Source organism: Streptosporangium sp. NPDC001681, assembly GCF_040298085.1.
Lineage (GTDB): Bacteria > Actinomycetota > Actinomycetes > Streptosporangiales > Streptosporangiaceae > Streptosporangium.
The window spans coordinates 12,123-33,194 of the sequence record NZ_JBEOZN010000044.1; the positions used below are offsets into that span (position 1 = coordinate 12,123).

The window sequence follows — 21,072 nt, forward strand, 5'->3', positions numbered from 1 at the left end:
AACGGGGGCACAGCTCCTCCGGCACCTGGTGGCGATCACCGTCACCGCCTTCGCCCTCTTCCCGATCCTGTTCGTGGTCTCCTCGGCGCTCAACCCGCTCGGCACGCTCAGCTCGGCGACCCTGTTCCCGAGCGGCGCCGGTCTCGCCAACGTCACGGACCTCTTCGAGACCACGGCCTTCCCGACCTGGTACCTCAACTCCGTTCTGATCGCCGGGCTCACCGCCGTGCTGTCGGTGACGGTGTCGGCGGTCTCCGCCTACGCCTTCAGCCGCTTCCGCTTCGCCGGTCGCCGTATGGGCCTGGTGGCACTGTTGGTGATCCAGGCGTTCCCGCAGTTCCTGGCCATCGTCCCGCTGTACGTCATCTTCAGCGTGATCAGTGACAACTGGCCCGTCTTCGGGCTCAACAGCATCTGGGGCGTGGTCCTGCTCTACATCGGCGGCCAGGTCGGCGTGAACACCTGGCTGATCAAGGGTTTCTTCGACACGATCCCCCGGGAGCTCGACGAGGCCATGCTGATCGACGGCTGCACGCCCACCCAGGCGTTCCGCAAGGTGATCCTGCCGCTCTCGGCGCCCATCCTGTTGATCAGCGCGCTGCTCGTCTTCATCGGGACGATCAACGAGTTCCTCATCGCCAGCGTCTTCCTCACCGGCGACGACGCCCGCACTCTCGCGGTCGGGCTGTTCAGCCTGCTGGCCGACCAGCGCAACGCCAACTTCGGCATGTTCGCGGTGGGCACGCTGCTCACCGCGATCCCGACCGTCGTCGTCTTCCAGTTCCTGCAGAGATACATCGTCCACGGGCTCACCGCGGGCGACGAGATCGGCCTGGAGGGCGCGTGGGGAGAGGACTCCCGCCGGACCATGCCCTGGGACCGGCCGGAGAGGTGGGACCAGGGCACCCTCGGTGTCTACCGCGACCTGATCGCGTTGCGCCGGGGCGAGGCCGCCCTGCGCCACGGAGGCCTGCGCTGGCTGCACGTCTCCGAGGACGCCGTGGTCTACGTCCGGGAGCGCGCGGGCGAACGCCTGCTGATCCTGGCCGCCCGCGCCGCCCACCGGCCGGTGCGGCTCCCGCTCGGCGCCCGGTGCCTGCCCGTGTACGGCGACGCGGAACCGTCCCCCGAGGCCGACGGCACCGTCACGCTGCCCGCCGACGGCCCGGCCTTCCACATCTGGCGCCTGGCCCGGAGTTGAGGACCCGGGGACGGGCAAAGTTCTCATCAAACGGCGTTACAGGCCACGTGAGGCCGGGGACTTGCGACAGTACGTCGTGATTCACGGAGGCTGTCATGGTCAAGGGAACCGCCAGTGCACTGGATGGCAGAGCGGGCGGCCAGGCGGGTGGGTCGGAGCGGCCGCACATCAGCCTGCCGGTGATCGGCACGCTGACCGTGCCACCGGCGGACCGACTGGTCTTCTACGGCGTGCTGGGCGCGCTGGGCGCGCTCGGAGTCGTCGAATGGCCCCTCGTGCTCATCGTCGGGATCGGTCACTATCTGACCGAACAGCGGTTCTCGCCCCTCTTGCGGGAAGCCGGGCAGGCCGCGGAGGTGGCGTAGCGAGGAAAGAGACACCGAGCGGCGGCCCGGCCCTTCCCGGCGGACCGGGGCCGGGAGGGGGCCTGCCGGCCCGACCTGGAGGTGGTGGCGCTGGCACCTCTCGGTGATCTGGCAGGACAGGGCTGGACGCAGATCGGCGAGCTGGCCCTGGCCTTCGTGCTCTCGGCCGCGATCGGCCTGGAGCGGGAGATCCGCCAGAAGAGCGCGGGACTGCGCACCCACGCCCTGGTCGGTTTCGCCGCCGCCCTGTTCATGCTGGTGTCGAAATACGGCTTCGCCGATGTGCTGGGAGAGCACGTCACCCTCGATCCGTCCCGGGTGGCCGCCCAGATCGTCTCCGGCATCGGCTTCATCGGCGCCGGCCTGATATTCGTCCGCGGCGACGCGGTCCGCGGTCTCACCACCGCCGCGGCGATCTGGCTCACCGCCGCGGTGGGCATGGCGGCGGGGGCGGGGCTGTGGCTGCTGGCGACGGCCGTGACCGCGGGATATTTCATGACGGTACTCGTCCTCACCCCGCTGGCCGACCGGCTTCCCTGGTCCAGGTACGCCCCCTCACGGCTCCATCTGACCTATCTCGACAGGAGGGGCGTGCTCCGGCTGGTACTGGCCGAATGCACGCACCGGGGATTCGTCGTGGACGAGCTCTCCATCGACCAGCGCGGCGAGCGCCACGTCCCGGAGACCGTCTCGCTCTGGCTCACCGTGCACGGCACCGGCCTGATAACCGAGCTGACCACCGCGCTCTCCGAGATCGACGGGGTGCTCGCGGTGGTGAGCCAGGACGCCAACGCGCCCACGGTCTGACGGCCGTCGCCACCGTGGCGCTCTCTCCTTTCCCGGTCAAGCAGCGAGGTGCGTTCGTGCGGTCACCTCTGCGATCGCCTGGTCGAGCATCTCCAGGCCGAGGGTGATCTCGTCTTCGGTGCTGGTGAGAGTGGGGGCGATCCGGAACGTGCCGCCGATTCCCGGCAGCTGCACGATGTTCATGTGGAGGCCGAGTTCGAGGCAGCGGCGGGTGATGGCCGCTCCGAGCTCGTCCGAGCTCTCCTCGGCGCCGGTGCCGGGCGCGAGTTCGACTCCCTGGAGGAGCCCACGGCCACGCACGTCGCCGATGATGGCGTGCCGGTGCTGGATGGACAGCAGACCGGCGCGCAGGAACGCCCCCAACTCGGTCGCTCGCGCATCGAGCGCGTCACGTTCGAGCACGTCGAGCACGGTGTTGCCGACGGCGGCGACCAAGGGGTCGGAGACGTGCGTGGTGAAGAAGAGGAACCCCCGCTCGGCGGCGGCCTGTTCGATCTCGGCCGAGGTGACGACTGCGGCAAGTGGCAGGCCGGCGCCGAGCGTCTTCGACAAGGTCAGGATGTCGGGAACGACACCGTCGCGCTGAAAGGCGTACCAGGTGCCGGTACGGCACAGCCCGGTCTGAGCCTCGTCGAGGATGAGGAGCATCCCGCGCTCCACACACTTGCGCTTGAGTGCCGCGAGGTAGCCGAGCGGCGGTTCGATGACTCCCCCGGAGCTCAAGATCGGTTCGATGATGCAGGCGGCGAGGTTTCCCGTGGACTGCGCGTCCACGAGCCCGAAGGCGACGTCGAGCTGACGCCGCCAGTCAAGTCGCCCCTCCGCGTCGATGAAATCGGGCCGATACTCGTAGGGGACCGGGATCGGGATGTTGCCCGGGGCGGCCGGACCGTATCCCTTGCGTCCTGCGCTGTAGGTCGCCCCGGCTGCGGCCTGGGTCATGCCATGCCAGGACCGCGCGAACGACACGATCTCATGCTTTCCGGTGACAAGCTTCGCCATCCGGATCGCCGCCTCGTTCGACTCCGCGCCCGTGCTCAGAAGCAAGGTCTTGCTGAGAGGGTCGGGTAGCGTCTCGGCCAGGCGTCGCGAGAGCTCGACGACCGGCCTGGAGAGCATGCCGCTGTAGAGGTGGTCGAGACCGGCGACCTGGCGCTGCACTGTCGCCACGATCTCCGGGTGCGAGTGGCCGAGGATGGAACTCATTTGCCCCGACGTGAAGTCGAGGATTTTCCGTCCCCTTTCGGTGTAGACGAAACTTCCCTCGGCGCGCGCGATTATCTCCGGAACGAACGGGGCGCCGTACCGGATGACGTGCTTGTCAACATCTGACCAGAACGCAGCATCGGAGGCGAGTGGGGGTTCGGAGGCGATGGACGACATGGTTCGACGGTACTGACGTCAGACTGTGCATGTCCATCACAGCATTTCCATCATTCTGTTCGGTTCCATCGAACAGTAGGCTGCGTGTCATGACTCTGAACCCGTGGCGACTTCGGCTTCTCGATGTGTTCGAGCGGGTCGGAACCGTGCGCGCCGTGGCGGCGGAACTGATGTTGAGCCCTTCGACGGTGTCGCAGCAGTTCACAGTGCTGGAGGCCGAGACGGGAGTGCAGCTCTTCGAACGGGCCGGTCGAACCCTCACCCTCACGCCGACCGGTGCGACGCTCGTGGAACGGGCGCGCGAGCTGCGCGACCACATGGATTCCATCGAGGCGGAGCTGGCCGAGGTCACAACCGAACCCGCGGGACAATTACGCGTGGGCGGGTTCGCCAGCTCGATCGCCCCGATCCTGATCAAAGCGGTGACGGCTGTGGCGCGCACGCATCCGCGGCTGAGGCTGGAGCTGCTCGAGATCGAGCCGCGCGAGAGCATGGCGGCGCTCCATCAGGGCCGCTGCGATCTCGTGGTCACCGTCGACGAAGCCGACGGCTCGCTCTTGAGCCCCACCATCACGGTGATCCCGCTCGCGACCGACCCGCTCCTGCTTGTCGCGCCCGCGGCTCATGCGGTGGGGGAGCTCGACGTCGTCTCGCTCGCCGATCTCGCCGCGGAGCGGTGGGCGCTGGACCACTCGGGCACGTACCTGGGTGAGCTCGTTCCTCGTCACTGCCGGCTCGCCGGATTCGAGCCGATCGTCGCCGGTCGCTTTTCCAGCTACGGTGTGCTGCTCTCCCACGTCGCCGCAGGACTGTCCGTCGCGGTGCTCCCCGAGCTCGCGGTCGAGCCCAGGGCCGGCGTCGTCGCTCGCCCGATCATCGGTCTCTCCGATCGGAAGATCGTGGTTGCCGTTCGCTCCGGCAGCGCGCGGCGGCCCGCGATCACGACCGTGATCGGAGCACTTCGGCGGGCCTCCGTTCACGCCTCATAGTGCCCGCATGCGCTGTTGACGGCACTTCGTCACCACGCTCGCCCAGATGACGAACGAACGTACCGGACGGACGGGTCTCTCGGATCACCCGGCTCCCAGCAGGGCGATGACGGACAGGGTCACCAGGGACAGGAGGCTGGAGACGAGGATGGCGTCGCGTGGCAGTTCGGTGGGACGGCCGTGCTCGGCGGCGTAGACGTACGTATTCTGGGCGGTCGGAAGTCCCGCGAACAGGACCGCAGCGAAGAGCGCGGGACCGTCGAGATCGAGGAGGAAACGTCCGGCCAGGAGAGCGACCAGCGGCTGGAGCAGCAGTTTGAGCACCACCACCGGTCCGATTCCGCGCCAGGCGACGGCCGAGCCGTTCAGGGACATGCCCAGTGAGAAGAGCGCCAGGGGCACCGCGGCGCCACCGAGGATCTCCAGGGGCCGCAGCGCGAGGTCGGGCAACCGCCAGCCGAGGGCGGACACGCCCAGGCCGAGGATCGAGGCCGCCACGATCGGCGTCCGCAGCGGGGCGAGGAAGGACGAGCCGCCGGCCCCGAGACCGAGGAAGAGCAGCGGGGAGACCACCAGGACCTGGAACATCAGGACCGACACCACGAACGTCGCGTCGTGCAGGACGTAGAGGCCGACGGGGATGCCGAGGTTGCCGGCGTTGACGTAGGACGACGCCATCGCGCCGGTCACCCGGTCGGGCAGCTTGCCGCGGAACAGCGCCAGTGCCAGCAGGCCGACGGTGAAGGTGCTGATCGCGAAGGCGAGCAGCGGGCCGGGCTGGATCTGGCTGAGCGGGGTACGGCTGAGCGTGGTGAACAGCACCGAGGGCATCGCGATGGTGAACGCGAACCTCGTCAGCGACTGCCGGACCTGAACGCTCGCCGACCCGGAACGGGCGGCCAGCCAGCCGAGGGCACCGATGCACCATATCGGGACGAACGCCGCAATAACCGCCTGCACCCGGCATACCGTAGCCGGGCCTTGCGCCGGAGGGCCGAGAGGGTACGCGTCTTGTTTAACGTTCTTGGAATGGTGTGGAGGTTCACGCTCACCGGCCAGGGGTATTCCCGTGCCGCCGGGTCATCTCACTCGTGGGCCGGGAAGGAGCGGGCGGGGGGACGGCGATGCGCGGGCTCGTGTGGCTGAAGGACGAGGGAGCCGAATACGCGGAGGTCGACCTCACCGGGGAGATGATGGCGGTCGGCGTGGCGATCGGCACGGATCCGGTGCCCTACCGGCTGGAATACACGCTGCGCGTGCTGCCCGGATACATCACCGAGCTGCTGACGGTACGGGCTCACGGCGCGGGCTGGTCCCGGTCCCTCGATCTGCGCCGCTCCGTCCACGGAGCCTGGTCCTGTGAGACCTACGAGGAGGGGCGCCTGGACGGGGCGTTGCCCGGCGGGGACATGAACGTCCTGAACGACGCGCTCGACTGCGATCTGGAGCTCTCGCCGCTGACGCACACCATGCCGGTCCTGCGGTACGGCCTCAACGCTTCCAAAGGGCACGTGGACATCGTCACGGCCGCGGTCCAGGTGCCCCACCTGCACGTGAGCCACCATCCCCAGCGCTACACCCACCTCGGTCCCAACCTGGTGCGCTGCGAGAGCGGGGGCCTGCACGCCGACCTCGTCTTCGACGACGACGGGATCGTGGTCGACTACCCGGGCTTCGCGAAGCTGATCGGCTCCTGACGGCCTGCGCCCGCCGCGACACCCCGGCGGGGGCAGCCGGAGCCGGCCTACGTCGGGGGAGTGCGGCATCGCGCGTGGTGAAAGGCGCGACACCGCCCGGATCGGCTCGGAGGCCGATCCGGGCGGTGCCACCGGGCGCGGTCACCTCAGGTACGGCCCCGCGACGCCGATCTTGCCGGGAGCCGGGTTGCCGGGCAGTGCGAGCACGTAGGCCCTCATGTTGCCCTTGCCGCTCAGCGAGATGGTGAGCGTTCCGCCGGTGACGGTCTTGCTGTCACCGGTGACGGCATCGACGTAGGTGCCGTTGGGGATGCCGGTGAAGGTGGCGTTCCCGGAGACCGAGACCAGCACGAAGCTGTCCACGGACCCCTGCGTGAAACGACGCTTGTAGGCCATGCCACCCGAGACGCCCTCGGTGGAGTACTGCCCCTTCTGCAGCGCCGGGACGGCCCTGCGGATCTGGTTGAGCCGCTGCACGTGCTTGACCAGCGGCTTGTCGAGGGTCTGCGCCACCGTGCCCGAGGCACTGGACACCGTGCCGAAGCCCGAGGCGGTGACCGATCCCGCCAGGTGGTCACCGAAATAGGCGCGCCCCGTCGTGGCCAGCGGGCAGGTCGGCCCGCAGTCGATCGGCTTGCCCGCCTGGAACTCGATCTCCGAGCCGTAGTAGAGCGTCGGGATGCCGCGGAAGGTCCACATCAGGCTCATGTTCTCCGCCCAGGCGTCGGTGCCGCCGTCGTAGCGGACCGAGGACTTGTTCGGGCCGTAGTCGTGGGAGTCGACGTAGACGGTGTTGTAGGTGGCGTCGTTGTAGCTGTCGTCGGAGTCCTTGCCGTTGCCGAACGCGTTGGACGCCTCGCCGAAGTTCATGTGCATGCGCATGTCGATGACGTTCATGCCGGAGAACCTGCTGTGGTCGGGCGCGTGGTAGGTGTTGCCGTTCAGCGTGGCGTTGGTGCTGGTGGGCTGGTTGCCGGGGCCCATCAGGTTCTCGTAGTCGTACTGCTCGATCGCCGCTCGGACGTCGTCGGCGCTGTACTCCTTGCGCTCCTTCCAGGTGAAGAACTGGGCGGAGTGGTTCACCGAGCCGCGGTTCCACTTGTCGTGCACGAACGAGGCGACCTCGCCGAAGACGTAGAAGTCCTTGGCCTTCTCCGCACCGAACCTCGCGGTCGCGTGCTCGCGGATCGCGGGCAGGAACCGGCGGTTCCAGGTGACCCTGGGGATGTGCACGGCGGTGTCGACGCGGAAACCGTCCACGCCCATGTCGATGTACTTGTTGTAGACGTCGATCAGGTAGTCCTGGACGACCTTGCTCTCCGTGTTGAAGTCGGCCAGGTCGTCGTGGAGCCAGCAGCTACGGGAGTCCTCGCCCTCCCAGTTGCCGATCCAGCACTGGTGGTAGTAGTTCGCGGGGAACATGCCGGAGGTCGGGTTCGGCCACTGGCAGTTGTAGATGCGATACCCCTCGGGGCTGCTCCACTGGGTGGGAGTGCCCCAGTTACGGCAGGTGTTGCCGGCCGGTTCGGTGGTGGACCACTGGTCGCCGTTGTACGGCCTGCCCTTGGCCATCGCGTTCTGCGCGGCCGTCAGGTCCGGGGCGTTCCCCTGATGCTCCTGCATCGGGTCGTACTGCCGGCCCGCCACCTTCTCGCTGTAGAGCCACTTCCACTGATCGTCGCGCGCGCCCCACACGGTGGGGGTGAACAGGCCCTTGGCGCCCCAGCGGGAACTGTGGTTGTAGACGACGTCCTGGTAGATCTTGATGCCCTTGGCGTGGGCGGCGTTGATCAGATCCTGGTACGACGTGCCCTCGGACTCCAGGCGGGGGTCGACCCGGTAGAAGTCCCAGCCGTGGTAGCCGTGGAAGTCGTAGTCGGAGCGGTTGAGCACGACCGGGGTGATCCACAGGGCGGAGAAGCCGAGGCCCTTGATGTAGTCGAGCTTGTCGACCAGGCCCTTGAAGTCACCGCGGAACATCGGGTCGTTGTTCGCGGCGTTGCCCGACTTCACGTGCTGGCTGCCCCCCCGGTTGTTGGAGGTGTCGCCGTCGGCGAACCGGGCGGTCATCACGAAGTAGATGGAGTCCTCGCGCGGGTCGCCGCCGAGCGGGGTGCCGCCCTTGGGCGCCTCGGGCTTCTTCCCGGTGGTGGCGGTGGCCTCCGCACTCGCCCCGGAGAGGTTGCCGGCGGCGTCCCTGGCCTGGACGGTGTAGCGATAGAGGGTGTTCTCCGCCAGGCCGGTGTCGGAGTGCGCGGTGGCCGTCACGTCGACGACCTTGGTTCCCCCGGTGCCGCCGGTGCGGGTGACCTTGTAGCCGGTCACCCCGACGTTGTCGGTGGAGGCGTTCCAGGTCAGTGCGATCGAGACACCGGTCGCGGCCGCCGTGACACCGGTCGGCGTGCTGGGCTTCTCGGTGTCCGGAACCTCGGGGGTGCATGGGTCGGCGGCGTTGCCGGTCACGACGCCGTTCTTGACGGTGCTGACGCCGGTGCCGATGGTGTAGTCGGCGCCGTTGTTGTTGTCCCAGGTGCCGGAGCCGTTGTTGAAGGCGGCCTTGAGCCCGGTGGCCGAGCCCAGGCTGACAGTCTTCTTGGCCCAGTCGGTGCAGGCGGTCTCGTTCATGGGGACGCCGGGGACGGCGGTCCAGGCGCCGCCGGTGGGCTGGTAGTGGATGTTGGCGGTCGTCCAGCCCTTGGTCTTCTTGTAGAAGTAGACGACGGCCTGGTTGCCCGGTGGTTCGCCTCCCGAGCACGGGTCACCCGACGTCACCTGGCCGCCGGAGACCTTCACGGTCCCGGTGCCGATGGTGTAGTCGGCGCCGTTGTTGTTGTCCCAGGTGCCGGAGCCGTTGTTGAAGGCGGCCTTGAGCCCGGTGGCCGAGCCCAGGTCGACGGTCTTCTTCTTCCAACCGGCGCAGGCGGTCTCGTTCATGGCGACGCCGGGGACGGCGGTCCAGGCGCCGCCGGTGGGCTGGTAGTGGATGTTGGCGGTCGTCCAGCCGGTGGCGTAGTAGACGGTCACGCTGTTGGCGGCCAGGGCCGCGGACAGCGGGACGACGGCGGAGGTCAGGCCGAAGGCCGCGACGGTGAGCAGTCTGAGGGCGCGTTTGGGAGATGAGCGCATGGGGTTCCTCTGTGTGAGGCGGTGGGGGGATGGTCCGGGGCGCCGGTGGGCGCCCGGGATGGTGAGCCGGGCCGAGGCCCGGCCAGGAGGTCAGCGCCAGCTGTCGTTGCGCGTCGCGGTGCCGCTCGCCGGGGTGGTGAAGGACCGGTTGGGGTCGCTCTCCCACGTCACCGAGCCGTCGGGGTTCTTCTTGATGTACTTGTAGGAGACCGCGGTGTTGGCCGGCAGGTTGGCCGTGACCTTCCAGACCGGGTAGTCGGCCGATGAGAGCGCCACCGCGTTGGCGGGGTTCCAGCTGCCCAGTTCGGCGATGTCGCCGACCACGAAGACGTTCTGGCCGTAGGAGGTCGTCACGTTCGCGTTGAAGGAGGTGGCGACCTTACCGGGGTTCACCGTCGGGGTGGGGCTGGGTTCGGGGCCGCAGGGGGAGGTGGCGTTGGCGGTCACGACGCCGTTCTTGACCGTGCTCACCCCGCGGCCGATGGTGTAGTCGGAACCGCCGTTGTTGTCCCAGGTGCCGGAGCCGTTGTTGAAGGCGGCCTTGAGCCCGGTGGCGGTGCCGAGGGCGACGGTCTTCTTCTTCCAGCCGGCGCAGGCGGTCTCGTTCATGGCGACGCCGGGGACGGCGGTCCAGGCGCCGCCGGTGGGCTGGTAGTGGATGTTGGCGTCTGCCCAGGTGGTGGAGTAGTAGACGGTCGCGTCACCGGGCGGCGGGTCGGTCGGCCTGACGCCGCCGACGTGGATGGCGACCGCGCTCTTGCCGGGGACGGTCACCGAGGCGGAGCCGTTCGAGTCGACGGTCACCGTGCCGCCGCCCACGTCGTTGGAGTAGGTTCCGGCGGGCAGGCCGGTGGAGAAGGTACGGGTGACGCTGCCGCTCTCGTTGTTGATCGCGACCCAGCCCTTGTTGCCGCGGCTGAAGGCGATCACGTTGTTGCCGTTGTCGTACCAGTTGCCGACCGAGGTGCCGGCGACGGCGCGGTTGAAGCCGACCATCCCGCTCATCTGGCGGTGGAAACAGGTCCACTGGCCGTTGCCGCAGTTGACGTCGGTGACGAAGCCGCCGTTGGCGGACGGCGGGCCGCCCTCGCTGTCGCCCCAGGTGAACCCGGAGTAAACGCGCTGGGTGCCGTACGGCCAGGCCAGCATGAAGACGTTGGCCAGCTTGTAGGCGTCGCCGTACTTGTAGTTCATGGTCGAGCCGTTACGCTCGGTGTCGTGGTTGTCGATGAAGACCACGGCCTTGTCGCTGGGCACCGACAGGCCCCAGCTCTGACCGAAGCTCTGCAGGTTCTTGATCTGCCCGGCGAACTGCTCCTTGAGTTTGCGTCCGTACACGAACTCGTGCACGTCGCCGATCCCGGTGTACTGGCTCGGGGTGATCGCCTCGTTGTCGCCCTGGATGACCTCCTGGTGGATGTAGGGCGAGCCGGTCAGCTTGCCCTTGATCGCGGCCAGGTCGCCCGGGTTGATGTGCTTGGCGGCGTCGATGCGGAAGCCGTCCACGCCCAGGGAGGTCAGCTTGTTGAGGTAGCCGGCGATCTGGTCGCGGACGTACTCGGAGCCGGTGTTGAGGTCGGACAGACCGACCAGCTCGCAGTTCTGCACCCGCCAGCCGTCGTTTTTGTAGTCGGAGCCGTTGATCCCGCAGGTGGGGGAGTGGAAGTCGGCGGATGAGTAGAGCCCCGGGTAGTTGTACTTGCCGAAGCTGTAGCCGCCGTAGCTGGTGCTGCCCTGGCCGGTCATGTGGTTGATGACGGCGTCGGCGTGGACCTTGACGCCCGCCGCGTGGCAGGCGTTCACCATGTTCCTGAACGCGTTCTCGTCACCGAACTTGCTGGTGAGGGTGTAGCGGGCGGGCTGGTAGATGTCCCACCAGACCGAGCCGCCCTTGGACATCGAGTCACTCGGCGGCGAGACCTGCACGGCGGAGTATCCGGCCGGGCCGAGGACGTCGGTGCACTCCCTGGCGACGGAGTTCCAGTTCCAGTTCCACAGCTTGACGATCGGGCCGGGGGTGGGCGGTGCCGCCTGGGCGGGGGTGCTCAGCGCGACGGGCACCACGACCGCGGCGCCTGCCAGCGCGCTTAACGCCGTGGCAACGATGAGTCTGTAGGGTTTCATGAGTGGGGGGCCTCCAGGATCGATGGACGGGTTCCCTGGCCGGGCCGGGTGCTGCAACACCTGGCCCGGCCGTCTTTCCGGGGTATGCGGGGGTCAGGGCTGGACGAAGACGGCGACCGTGCGTGCCGGGACCGTCAGCGTGCCCGTGGCGGGGTCGAACGTCGACTGCTTCACGACGGCGTCGTCGCCGGCCGTCTGGACGGGGTGGAGCGTCACCTGGGTGCCCTTCAGCGCGGCGACGGTCTGCGGCCGTGTCTCGGGGGTCGCGTTGAAGACGACGGTGATCGACTTCCAGCGCGGGTCGATCCCCGAGGCGTCCAGGTGCATGGTCACCACACCCGGGGTCTCCGAGGTGCCGCTGGTCGGGAAGGTCAGGCGCTTCTGCACCTCGGCCAGGCTGCCGAGACCGAAGGCCGGGGAGGACGAGCGGATCTTCAACAGCTCGCCGTAGCGGGCGCGGGCCGCGCCGATCGCCGCGCAGTCCGGCTTCAGCGCCGGGTCGGCGAGCAGCGGCCTGGCGTACTGCCACTTGTCCTCGTTGTCGGCCTTCGGGGGGAGCCCGGCGCCGAAGCCGTTGCCCGCCGAGCAGTCCCAGAGCAGCCGGTTGAACCAGTCGCCGGAGTCGTAGGAGTTGCGGTCCAGCGACTTGGAGCGGAGCCGCTCGCTGCCGGCGTGCACGAACGAGGTGCCCTGCCCGAGCACGGCCGTGGCCAGCGAGAGCGACTGCATGCGCACCCGGTCGGCCATGGTGGTGGCCTGCGGCAGCTTGTAGGCCAGCGCGTCGAACAGCGTCTCGTTGTCGTGGGCGTCGACGTAGGTGACGACCTCGCCCGGCGAGGCGGTGTATCCGGCGGGGGAGCCGTTGTAGTCGACCTGCGAGCCCTTGACCTGTCTGCCGTTCGAGGCGGTGAAGGTGTAGTCGCGGAGGTTGCCGGCCAGCCCGACCTTGATCAGGTCCTGGTAGCCGAGCAGCCGGGCCCGCTGCTGCGCCTCGTCGCCGTTGGCGGGCGACCCGTTGGGCGCCCCGGCCAGTCCCGAGCCGAAGCCCTGGACCCGCGGGTCGGGGTCGAACGGGCTGCCGCCACGGACCGCGTCACGGAGCCGGTCGCTGAAGGTGCCGATCCCGGTGCCCGCCATGTTGGCCTGGGTGGCCTGCTCGAAGCGGGCGTTGTCGGCGACCTCGCCGAAGTTCCAGCCCTCCCCGTACAGGATGATCGACTTCCCGTCCACGCCGTCGCGGGCCACGGTCAGCCTGTCCAGGGCGGCGCGGACCGCGAGCATGTTCGCCTTGGGGTGGTGGCCCATCAGGTCGAACCTGAAGCCGTCCACCTTGTACTCGCGGGCCCAGGTGACGACGGAGTCGACGACGAGTTTGCCCATCATGGCGTGCTCGGGCGCGGTGTTGGCGCAGCAGGTGGAGGTGGCCACGGTGCCGTCGTCGAGCAGCCGATGGTAGTAGCCGGGCACGATCCGGTCGAGCACCGAGGTGGAGTCCTGGCCGGCGGCGTGGGTGTGGTTGTAGACCACGTCCATCACCACCCGCAGACCCGCCCCGTTCAGCCCGCCGACCATGCTCCGGAACTCCTTGATCCGCGAGGACCCCTCGGGGTCGGCGGCGTAGGAGCCCTCGGGCACCGTGTAGTGCAGCGGGTCGTAGCCCCAGTTGAAGGAGTCTCCTGCCGCGGTGCGCGCGACGCAGGCCTGCTGCTCCTCGGAGTCGGGGGGCATCGAGGCCAGGTCGCAGTCGGGCTCGGTCCGCTCCGCCCGGCGCTCGGGGACCGTCGCGATGTCGAAGACGGGCAGCAGGTGCACGTGGGTCAGGCCGTCCTTGGCCAGCCCGCGCAGCTCCTTCATCCCCGCCGAGTCGCCGGTGAAGGCCGAGTAGGTGCCGCGGCTGGAGGCGGGGACCGTCGTGTCGGAGGCGGAGAAGTCGCGCACGTGCAGTTCGTAGATCGACGCCTTCTCCTGCGGCACCGCCTTGGGTTTGGCAAGTGACGACCAGCCGTCGGGCCGCAGGGAACGGTCGGACAGGTCGACGAGCTGGCTGCGGCCCGAGCCGGCGGCCAGCGACAGGCTGTAGGGGTCGGTCACCTCGTTGGTGACGATCTTGCCCTCGGCGGGCGCGTAGACCGTGACCAGGAAGGTGTAGTAGCGGTTCTTCCAGCCCTGCTGCCCGCGGACCGACCAGATGCCGGTGCCGTCGTCGCGCCGCATGGCGTGGACGGTGCGGGCCCCGCCGGAGGGGTCGCGGTAGAGCGCCAGCTCGACCTTGCGCGCCGTCGGCGCCCAGACCGACAGGCCGGGCGTGCCACCGCTCCATGAGGGACCGAGGCCGGCGGTCGCCGCCTTGGCGTGCAGGTCGTCGAGTACGCCGGGCAACTGCACGCCGGTGGCGGCCAGCAGCACGCCCGAGGCGTCGCGCTCGACGGCCACGACCTGGCCGCGCAGTGCCTTTCCGACGAGGTCGGCGTCACGCGGGTCGACCGTGAACGCGGCGTGCCCGGCCAGGTGCGGCCACTTCGCCTGCTGCGCCTCGGTGAGCGCTCCGGGAAGGAGGCGGATGATCCGGATGTCGCCGGTCAGCTCGCCCTTGGCATAGGTGATGTCGCCCTTCTCGGAGAAGGCCAGGGAGTGCCGGAGCGAGGACGACGGCTCGACCTTCCACACCACGGTGCCGCGGTCGATCCAGTGCGCCGAGGACTTCGACAGGTCGGCGTCCGCGCCGCGTGCCGCCGGCTGTGGCAGCAGGTAGCCCTCGGTGGCCGCGGTCCGCCAGGCTTCGTGGCCGGTCGCCGTGAGGTCCAGCGCCTGGTTGTCGGGAAGGTCTTTCTCGTCACCCTTGTGGATGATGTAGCTCACGTTCTTGGCCCCCTCGGTCAGGGGGACGCGGAAGTAGACGCCGAAGGCGTCTTCGCCCGTGGGCTGGAGCGGGGTGGCCCACTCGGTGGGCTGGGCCACGTCACCCCACAGGTGCAGTCCCCAGCCTTCATATTTCCCGTCGGGACGGTGGTAGTGCAGGATCGCCACGTTCTCGGCCGAGGCCCGGGTCGGGTGGATCTTCGCCACGCCCGAGACGACGGCGGCCTCCGGCTGGAGTGCCGGGGTGAACGACTGGTCGGGGCCGGGATCCTTGGTGTCGCCCTTGTGGATGATGAAGTTCACCGGCGTCGAGGCGTTCTTCAGCGGGACCTTCCAGAACGCGCCGTAGGAGTCGGTGCCGTCCGGCGGGCGCGGGGTGGCCCACTCGGTGGGCACCCCGTCGGCGAGCCCGTCGCCCCACAGGTGCAGGCCCCAGCCGTCGTAGTTCTTGTCCGGCCTGCTGTAGCGGATCGTCGTGTAGCCCTGGGCGGCCGCGCGGGACAGGTGCGTCTCCGCGTTCCCCTCCGCGAGCCAGACCTCGCCGTTCCTGGCGGGGTTGACGACCCGGTCACCGCCGTCCTTCTCGTCACCCTTGTGGGCGATGATCCCGACGTTGGACGCGCCGGGCTTGAGCTTGATCCAGGCGAAACGGCCGTAGGCGTCCTCGCCGGTGAGCTTGAGCGGCTCGGCCCATTCCGTGGGATTCTCGACGTCGCCCCAGACGTGCAGGCCCCAGCCGTCGTAGTTCTCGCGCTGGTAGTGCACGACCAGCCAGTCGCGCTTGACCGCGCCCGGCTCCTCGGGGGTGGGCTCGGCGCCGACGGTCGCCGCCGCGCTCGCCGAGGCGAAGCGGCCCGCGGAGTCCTTCACCACCGCCTTGTAGGAGATCTTCGTGCCCGCCGCGATGCCGCGCAGGTCGTGGAAGACCCGGAAGGTACGGCCCGCGGGGGAGGCGTTCGGCGCGTCGTCGGTGCCGATCACCTGCCAGGCGTCCCCGCCGACCTTGGCGGCGAAGGTGACCTGGTCGAAGCCGCCTCCCGGTACGGTCGCGGTGACCGGGATCCGGCCGTCCTCGGCGGTGCCCCTGATCTCGGCTCCCGGCAGGGCGATGGAGACGGCCGGGGCCGTGGACGGGGCGGTGAGCTTCGCGGACGCCTTGTAGACCACCGCCGACAGGGCGGGGACGGTGAGCGCGAGCTTCGTGTCCGAGCCGGTGGTGAGCGCGGCGGCGCCCTCCCCGTACACCCTGGTGAAGGCGGCGCCCGCGGAGAAGGTGGGCACGCTCGCGTTCGCCGGCTGCTCGGCGTTGTTGACCGCCACGACGTACTCGACCTGCCGCGCGGCGTCGATCCTGGAGAAGGCGTAGACGCCGCCTGAGGCGAGCCGTTCGATCTGGGCGCCGTCGGCCAGGGCCGGGTGGGCGTCGCGCAGCGCGGCCAGGGCGGAGATGCCCCGGTACAGCGGGTGGGAGGGGACGAAGTTGTCGCGCGCGTGGGTCGCGTCGGTACCGATCAGGTCGTCGCTCAGGTAGCTCTCGGTCTTCGAGGCGAACATGGACGCGCGGGCGTCCTGGTCGCCGCCCTTGCCGGTGAAGCCCTGCTCGTCTCCGTAGTAGACGACCGGCTGGCCCCGGGTGAGGTACATCAGCTCGTGTGCGAGCAGGTCCCTGCGGAGCAGCTCGGAGTCGGGCGCGCCGGGGTTGTCCTGGGAGATGAAACGGCCGATGCGGCCCATGTCGTGGTTGCCGAGGAAGGTCGGCAGCGACGCGGCGTTGCTGTCGGCGTCGGTGTGGTAGTCGTCGCCGGCGTACAGCTGGGCCAGCCGCGCCGCGCCCGCGGTGCCGCCGCTGAAGGAGCGGGCGGCCTCCTGGAAGGGGAAGTCCAGGGTGGCGTTCATCTGGCCCCGGGTGGAGTAGCGGCTGGTGAAGGCGGGCTCGCTGGAGTAGACCTCGCCGAACATGAAGAACCGCTTGTTGCCGTGCTGGGCCGCGTAGCCGCGCAGGGCCGGGGAGAACTTCTCCCAGAACTCCATGTTCACGTGCTTGGCGGTGTCGATGCGGAAGCCGTCGAGGCCGGTCTCGCGCACCCACGTCTGATAGATGTCCGTCATGCCCTTGACGACCTCGGGACGCTCGGTCCACAGGTCGTCGAGGCCGAAGAAGTCGCCGTACTGGTCGTTCTCACCGCTGAAGGTGGAGTCGCCTCGGTTGTGGTACATCGTCGGGTCGTTCAGCCAGGACGGGGTCTTGGCCTTCTTGGGAGCGACCGGGGTGTACGGGAACGAGCCGGTGTCCACCTTGGGGAAGGTGTTCTTGCCCGCGTAGGCCCGGTCGTCGAACGGCACGCCGTCGGTGTCGACGTAGGGATAGGCGCCCTTGGACCGGTAGGAGTAGGTCTTCTCCGCGTAGTCGATCACATCGGCCGTGTGGTTGGTGATGATGTCGAAGAAGACCTTCATCCCGCGCCGGTGCGCCTCGCGCACCAGTTCCTTCATCTGGGCGTTGGTGCCCAGGTGCGGGTCGATCCTGGTGAAGTCGGTGATCCAGTAGCCGTGGTAGCCGGCCGAGACGTTCGCGCCGGTGCCCTGCACGGGGCGGTTGACGAACGCCGGAGTGATCCAGATCGCGGTGCTGCCCAGGTTCTTGATGTAGTCGAGCTTGCCGAGCAGCCCCTTGAGGTCGCCGCCCTGGTAGAAGCCCTTGTGGGTCGGGTCGAAGCCGGTGGTGAGCCGGTCGCCGGACAGGCCGCCCCGGTCGTTGCCGGTGTCGCCGTTGGCGAACCTGTCGGTCATCGCGAAGTAGAAGCGCTCGCGGCTCAGGTCGGCGCGGAGCGCGTCGCGGGCGAGGTCTCTGTCGGAGGGCTCCGCCGTACGGCTCAGCGCGGAGACGACCCCGGCCGGGGCCGGGGTCGCCTGGAGCGCGGCGGCGGGTGAGGCGGATACAGCGAGCGAGGACGTGAGCAGGACCGCCGCGACGGCGGCCCCGGCGATGCGGGCGCCTACGCCCGGTCGTGACGTACCCACGCGCCGCGGGGGGAGCGGCCAGACCACCAAGGCCTCCACATATGTAAGTGTTTCGGGGGTGTTGCCCGGAAGTTACTCACTGGACATGATCTATGCAATGCCTTGCAGAAATTTCCTGAAATATGTTCTGAACCAGCCCTGGGGCGTGGGCCTCCGGCCTGCCGGTCTCCGGACCGCGACCCTTCAGACCGCTCAGACCCTGAGCTTTCAGACCGCGAGCCAGAGCGCGGTGTCGGCGGGGATCGAGCCGTCCGCACCGAGCGGGCCGCTGGAGACCAGCGGCTCGCCGGTCAGGCCGAACTCCGCCGGGGTGACCGGGCTGTCGCTGATGTTGACCACCACGACCAGGCCGGGCTCGCGGGCGATGACCAGCACGTCCTCCGGCGAGTCCAGCCACTTCACCTGGCCGCCGCCGAGCGCCGGGTGTTCCCTGCGGATCCGCAGCGCGGTCCGGTAGAGGTTCAGGGTCGAGTCCGGGGCGTCCTCCTGGGCATCCGCGGTGAGGAGCTCCCAGGACGCCGGCTGCGGCAGCCACGGCCTGGCGGCGCCCGTCGGGCCGAACCGGAAACCCTCGGTCACCGTTCCGCCCCAGGGCAGCGGCACCCGGCAGCCGTCACGGCTCTCCCCGGTGCGGAGGAACGCCGGATCCTCGCGCAGTTCGTCCGGAAGGTCGAGCACCTCGGGCAGGCCCAGCTCCTCGCCGTTGTAAAGGTACGCCGAGCCGGGCAGCGCCAGCATCAGCAGGGTGGCCGCGCGGGCCCGGCGCAATCCCGTCTCGCCGTCGCCGTACCTGGTCACGTGCCGCCACTTGTCGTGGTTGGACAGCACCCAGGTGGTGGGCGCGCCGACCAGCTCCGCCTCGGCCAGCGACCTGTCGATGACGGTGCGGAACGACTTGGCATGGAAGTCGGCCATCATGAAGTCGAAGTTGAACGCCTGGTGCAGCTCTTCCGTGCCGATGTAGCGGGCCAGCCGCTCCGGCGTGGCGACCCAGGCCTCGGCGACCCCGATCCGGCCTCCCGGGTAGCTGTCCAGGATCGGCCGCCATTCGCGGTAGATGTCGTGCACGCCGTCCTGGTCGAAGTACGGCACGAGCTCGTCGCCGAGCATCTCCGCCTGGCGGCCGTCCTCGTCGCTGCTCCGGCCGACCGACGGCAGCCCTTCGGCCTTGATCATGCCGTGCGCCACGTCGACCCGGAAGCCGTCCACCCCCCGGTCCAGCCAGAAGGTCAGGATGTCGCGGAACTCGGCCCGGACCTCCGGGTTCTCCCAGTTCAGGTCGGGCTGCTCGGGGGCGAACAGGTGCAGATACCACTGGCCGTCGGGCAGCCGGGTCCACGCCGGGCCGCCGAAGATGGACTCCCAGTCGTTGGGCGGCAATTCGCCGCTCTCGCCCAAGCCCTCGCCGAACATGTACCAGTCGCGCTCGGGGGAGCCGGGCCCGGCCGCGAGCGCCGCCTGAAACCGCGGGTGCGCATCGGAGGAATGGTTGGGCACCAGGTCCACGATGACCCGGATGCCCAGTCCGTGCGCGTCGCCGATCATCTGGTCGAAGTCGCCGAGGCTGCCGAAGCGCGGGTCCACGTCGCGGTAGTCGGCCACGTCGTAGCCGCCGTCGGCCAGGGGTGAGGTGTAGAACGGGCTGAGCCAGATCGCGTCCACGCCCAGGGCCTTCAGGTACGGCAGCCTGCTCCGCACGCCCTGGAGGTCGCCGGTGCCGTCACCGTCGGCGTCGGCGAAGCTGCGCGGGTAGACCTGATACACGACCGCGTCGCGCCACCAGTCGTCGTTGCCAAGGATGGTCACTGGTTGTTCCTCCCGGGGATGGTCCGGACCGCAGCTCCCCGCGATGTCCGTTGACGCGAATGGGTGTCCGTGATGTCCGGTGAAGGATCCCGTGCGGCTCTGGGGGCGTCAAGCTGGCTTTCAGCAAGTTTCAGATGCCGATTGGATGTCAACCTCTAGTTTTCGATCTTCTAAATCAGGACAAATCGGTCGATTGGGGATGTATTGCAAGCGACTTCCTGCGGCCAGATAGCGGTCTGATAACTCTGCTTCGCAAGTTCTTCCAAAGCTTGCAACCAATCGCTAACGTCCGGGAAACATAAGCCACATCAAGGTCAAGATCATTTAAACGTGACGCGAAGCGTGAAAGTGGTCATAAAAGATCTTTATGTTGAAAACCTCACAGACCACGAGGAGATCCCATGCGCGTCCGTGTTGCGGGTGCCGCCACCACGGTGGCGGCCTTGGCTCTTGCCGTCACGGCCTGTGGCGGCGGCGGGACGCCTGGCGAGGCGGCCCCCAGCGCGACGGCCGACACTTCGGCCGCCACCTCGGCCCCCGCGAAGGACAAGGGCAACGGCAAGCTCGTCATCTGGGTCGACCCGAACCGGACCAAGGCCCTGAAGCCCTTCGCCGACGAGTTCGGCACCGAGAACGGTGTCACCGTCGAGGTGAAGGAGATCAGCGACAACAACCAGCAGGCCTTCGTCGCCGCCTCGCAGCAGGGCAGCGGTCCCGACGTGATGGTCGGCGCGCACGACTGGATCGGCAACCTGGTCCAGAACGGTGCCATCGACCCGGTGAACCTGACCGCCGAGCAGCAGGCGTCGTTCCCCGAGATCGCGTTGAAGGCGGTCACCTTCAACGGCCAGGTATACGGCGCGCCGTACGCCGTGGAGAACATTGCGCTGATCCGCAACACCAAACTGGTCCCCGACGCCCCGGCCTCCATCGAGGAACTGGTCAAGACCGGCACGAAGCTGAAGAAGGACGGCAAGGTCAAGGAGATCCTCTGCCTGCCGGTCACCCAGCGCGGCGACGCCTTCCACATCTACCCGATCTTCGCCTCGGGCGGCGGCGCCCTGTTCGGAGCCACCGACTCCGGCGACCCCGACCCCAAGCAGGTCCTGATCGGCTCCGAGGGCTCGGTCGCGGCGTTCGGCAAGCTGAAGGACCTCGGGGAGAAGGGTGACGGCGCGCTGAAGACCTCGCTCACCAACGAGAACTCCATCCCGAACTTCGCCGCGGGCAAGTGCGCCTTCCTGATCTCCGGCCCGTGGGCGATGGCCGACGTGAAGAAGAGCGGCCTGAGCTACGACATCACCGCGGTCCCGGGCTTCGAGGGGGGCAAGCCCGCGACCCCGTTCGTCGGCGTGCAGTCCTTCTTCGTCGCCTCCAAGGGCAGCAGCAAGGCCCTGGCCCAGGAGTTCGTGAGCAACTACGTCACCAACCCGGATGTCGCCAAGGCCCTCTACGAGGCCGACCCGCGCCCGCCGGCGCTGACCGCCGCGCTGGAGGCGGTCAAGGCCACCGACCCCGACGCCGGCAAGTTCATGGACGCGGGCAAGAGCGGCTTCCCGATGCCGGCCATCCCCGAGATGGCCGCCATCTGGGAGCCCTTCGGCATCGCCGAGACCGCCGTGGTCAAGGGCGGCGACCCGGCCAAGGCCGCGGCCGCCGCGCAGAAGGCCATCGACGACTCGCTGAAGAACTGA

General features: G+C 68.9%; 12 protein-coding genes. 6 read left to right on the forward strand and 6 right to left on the reverse strand.

Translation table 11 applies throughout. The features are described 5' to 3' along the window. Positions 1–28: 28 nt before the first annotated feature. The 3 genes from ABT130_RS21095 (at position 29) to ABT130_RS21105 (ending at position 2,373) form a co-directional block, all read left to right on the forward strand. Positions 29–1,201: a sugar ABC transporter permease gene (locus ABT130_RS21095; protein ID WP_350957587.1), complete on the forward strand. Its 1,173-nt coding sequence runs from the start codon at positions 29–31 to the stop codon at positions 1,199–1,201. A gap of 95 nt (positions 1,202–1,296) precedes the next feature. Further along, a complete protein-coding gene (locus ABT130_RS21100; protein ID WP_350957590.1) occupies positions 1,297–1,566 on the forward strand; it encodes a hypothetical protein in 270 nt (89 codons plus the stop codon). An 84-nt stretch (positions 1,567–1,650) separates the two neighbouring features. After that, on the forward strand, positions 1,651–2,373 hold the full coding sequence (locus ABT130_RS21105; RefSeq protein WP_451935246.1) for an MgtC/SapB family protein: 723 nt from the start codon (positions 1,651–1,653) through the stop codon (positions 2,371–2,373). A gap of 36 nt (positions 2,374–2,409) precedes the next feature. On the opposite strand, the gene ABT130_RS21110 is transcribed toward ABT130_RS21105, so the two are convergent. Next, the gene (locus ABT130_RS21110; RefSeq protein ID WP_350957593.1) at positions 2,410–3,756 is read right to left on the reverse strand and encodes an aspartate aminotransferase family protein; all 1,347 of its coding nucleotides are present in this window, start codon (positions 3,754–3,756) and stop codon (positions 2,410–2,412) included. A gap of 89 nt (positions 3,757–3,845) precedes the next feature. Here ABT130_RS21110 and ABT130_RS21115 point away from each other — a divergent pair, with 89 nt between their 5' ends. Then, entirely contained in the window at positions 3,846–4,745 is a 900-nt protein-coding gene (locus ABT130_RS21115; protein ID WP_350957658.1) for a LysR family transcriptional regulator, read from the forward strand. Between the two features lie 84 nt (positions 4,746–4,829). Here the strand turns inward: ABT130_RS21115 and ABT130_RS21120 are convergent, their stop codons facing one another. Beyond that, a complete protein-coding gene (locus ABT130_RS21120; protein ID WP_350957596.1) occupies positions 4,830–5,705 on the reverse strand; it encodes an AEC family transporter in 876 nt (291 codons plus the stop codon). 164 nt (positions 5,706–5,869) lie between these two features. On the opposite strand from ABT130_RS21120, the gene ABT130_RS21125 reads away from it, so the two are divergent. Continuing rightward, entirely contained in the window at positions 5,870–6,442 is a 573-nt protein-coding gene (locus ABT130_RS21125) for a putative glycolipid-binding domain-containing protein (protein ID WP_350957598.1), read from the forward strand. 141 nt (positions 6,443–6,583) lie between these two features. Here the strand turns inward: ABT130_RS21125 and ABT130_RS21130 are convergent, their stop codons facing one another. From ABT130_RS21130 to ABT130_RS21145, 4 genes are all read right to left on the reverse strand, one after another. Continuing rightward, positions 6,584–9,568, reverse strand: coding sequence for a carbohydrate binding domain-containing protein (locus ABT130_RS21130; RefSeq protein ID WP_350957600.1), 2,985 nt, complete (start codon positions 9,566–9,568; stop codon positions 6,584–6,586). A 90-nt stretch (positions 9,569–9,658) separates the two neighbouring features. Beyond that, entirely contained in the window at positions 9,659–11,692 is a 2,034-nt protein-coding gene (locus ABT130_RS21135; RefSeq protein WP_350957603.1) for a carbohydrate binding domain-containing protein, read from the reverse strand. 93 nt (positions 11,693–11,785) lie between these two features. Then, a complete protein-coding gene (gene pulA / locus ABT130_RS21140) occupies positions 11,786–17,572 on the reverse strand; it encodes a pullulanase-type alpha-1,6-glucosidase (protein ID WP_350957605.1) in 5,787 nt (1,928 codons plus the stop codon). A gap of 207 nt (positions 17,573–17,779) precedes the next feature. After that, positions 17,780–19,378, reverse strand: coding sequence for a glycoside hydrolase family 13 protein (locus ABT130_RS21145; protein ID WP_350957608.1), 1,599 nt, complete (start codon positions 19,376–19,378; stop codon positions 17,780–17,782). Positions 19,379–19,779: 401 nt separating this feature from the next. On the opposite strand from ABT130_RS21145, the gene ABT130_RS21150 reads away from it, so the two are divergent. Next, entirely contained in the window at positions 19,780–21,072 is a 1,293-nt protein-coding gene (locus tag ABT130_RS21150) for a sugar ABC transporter substrate-binding protein (protein ID WP_350957611.1), read from the forward strand.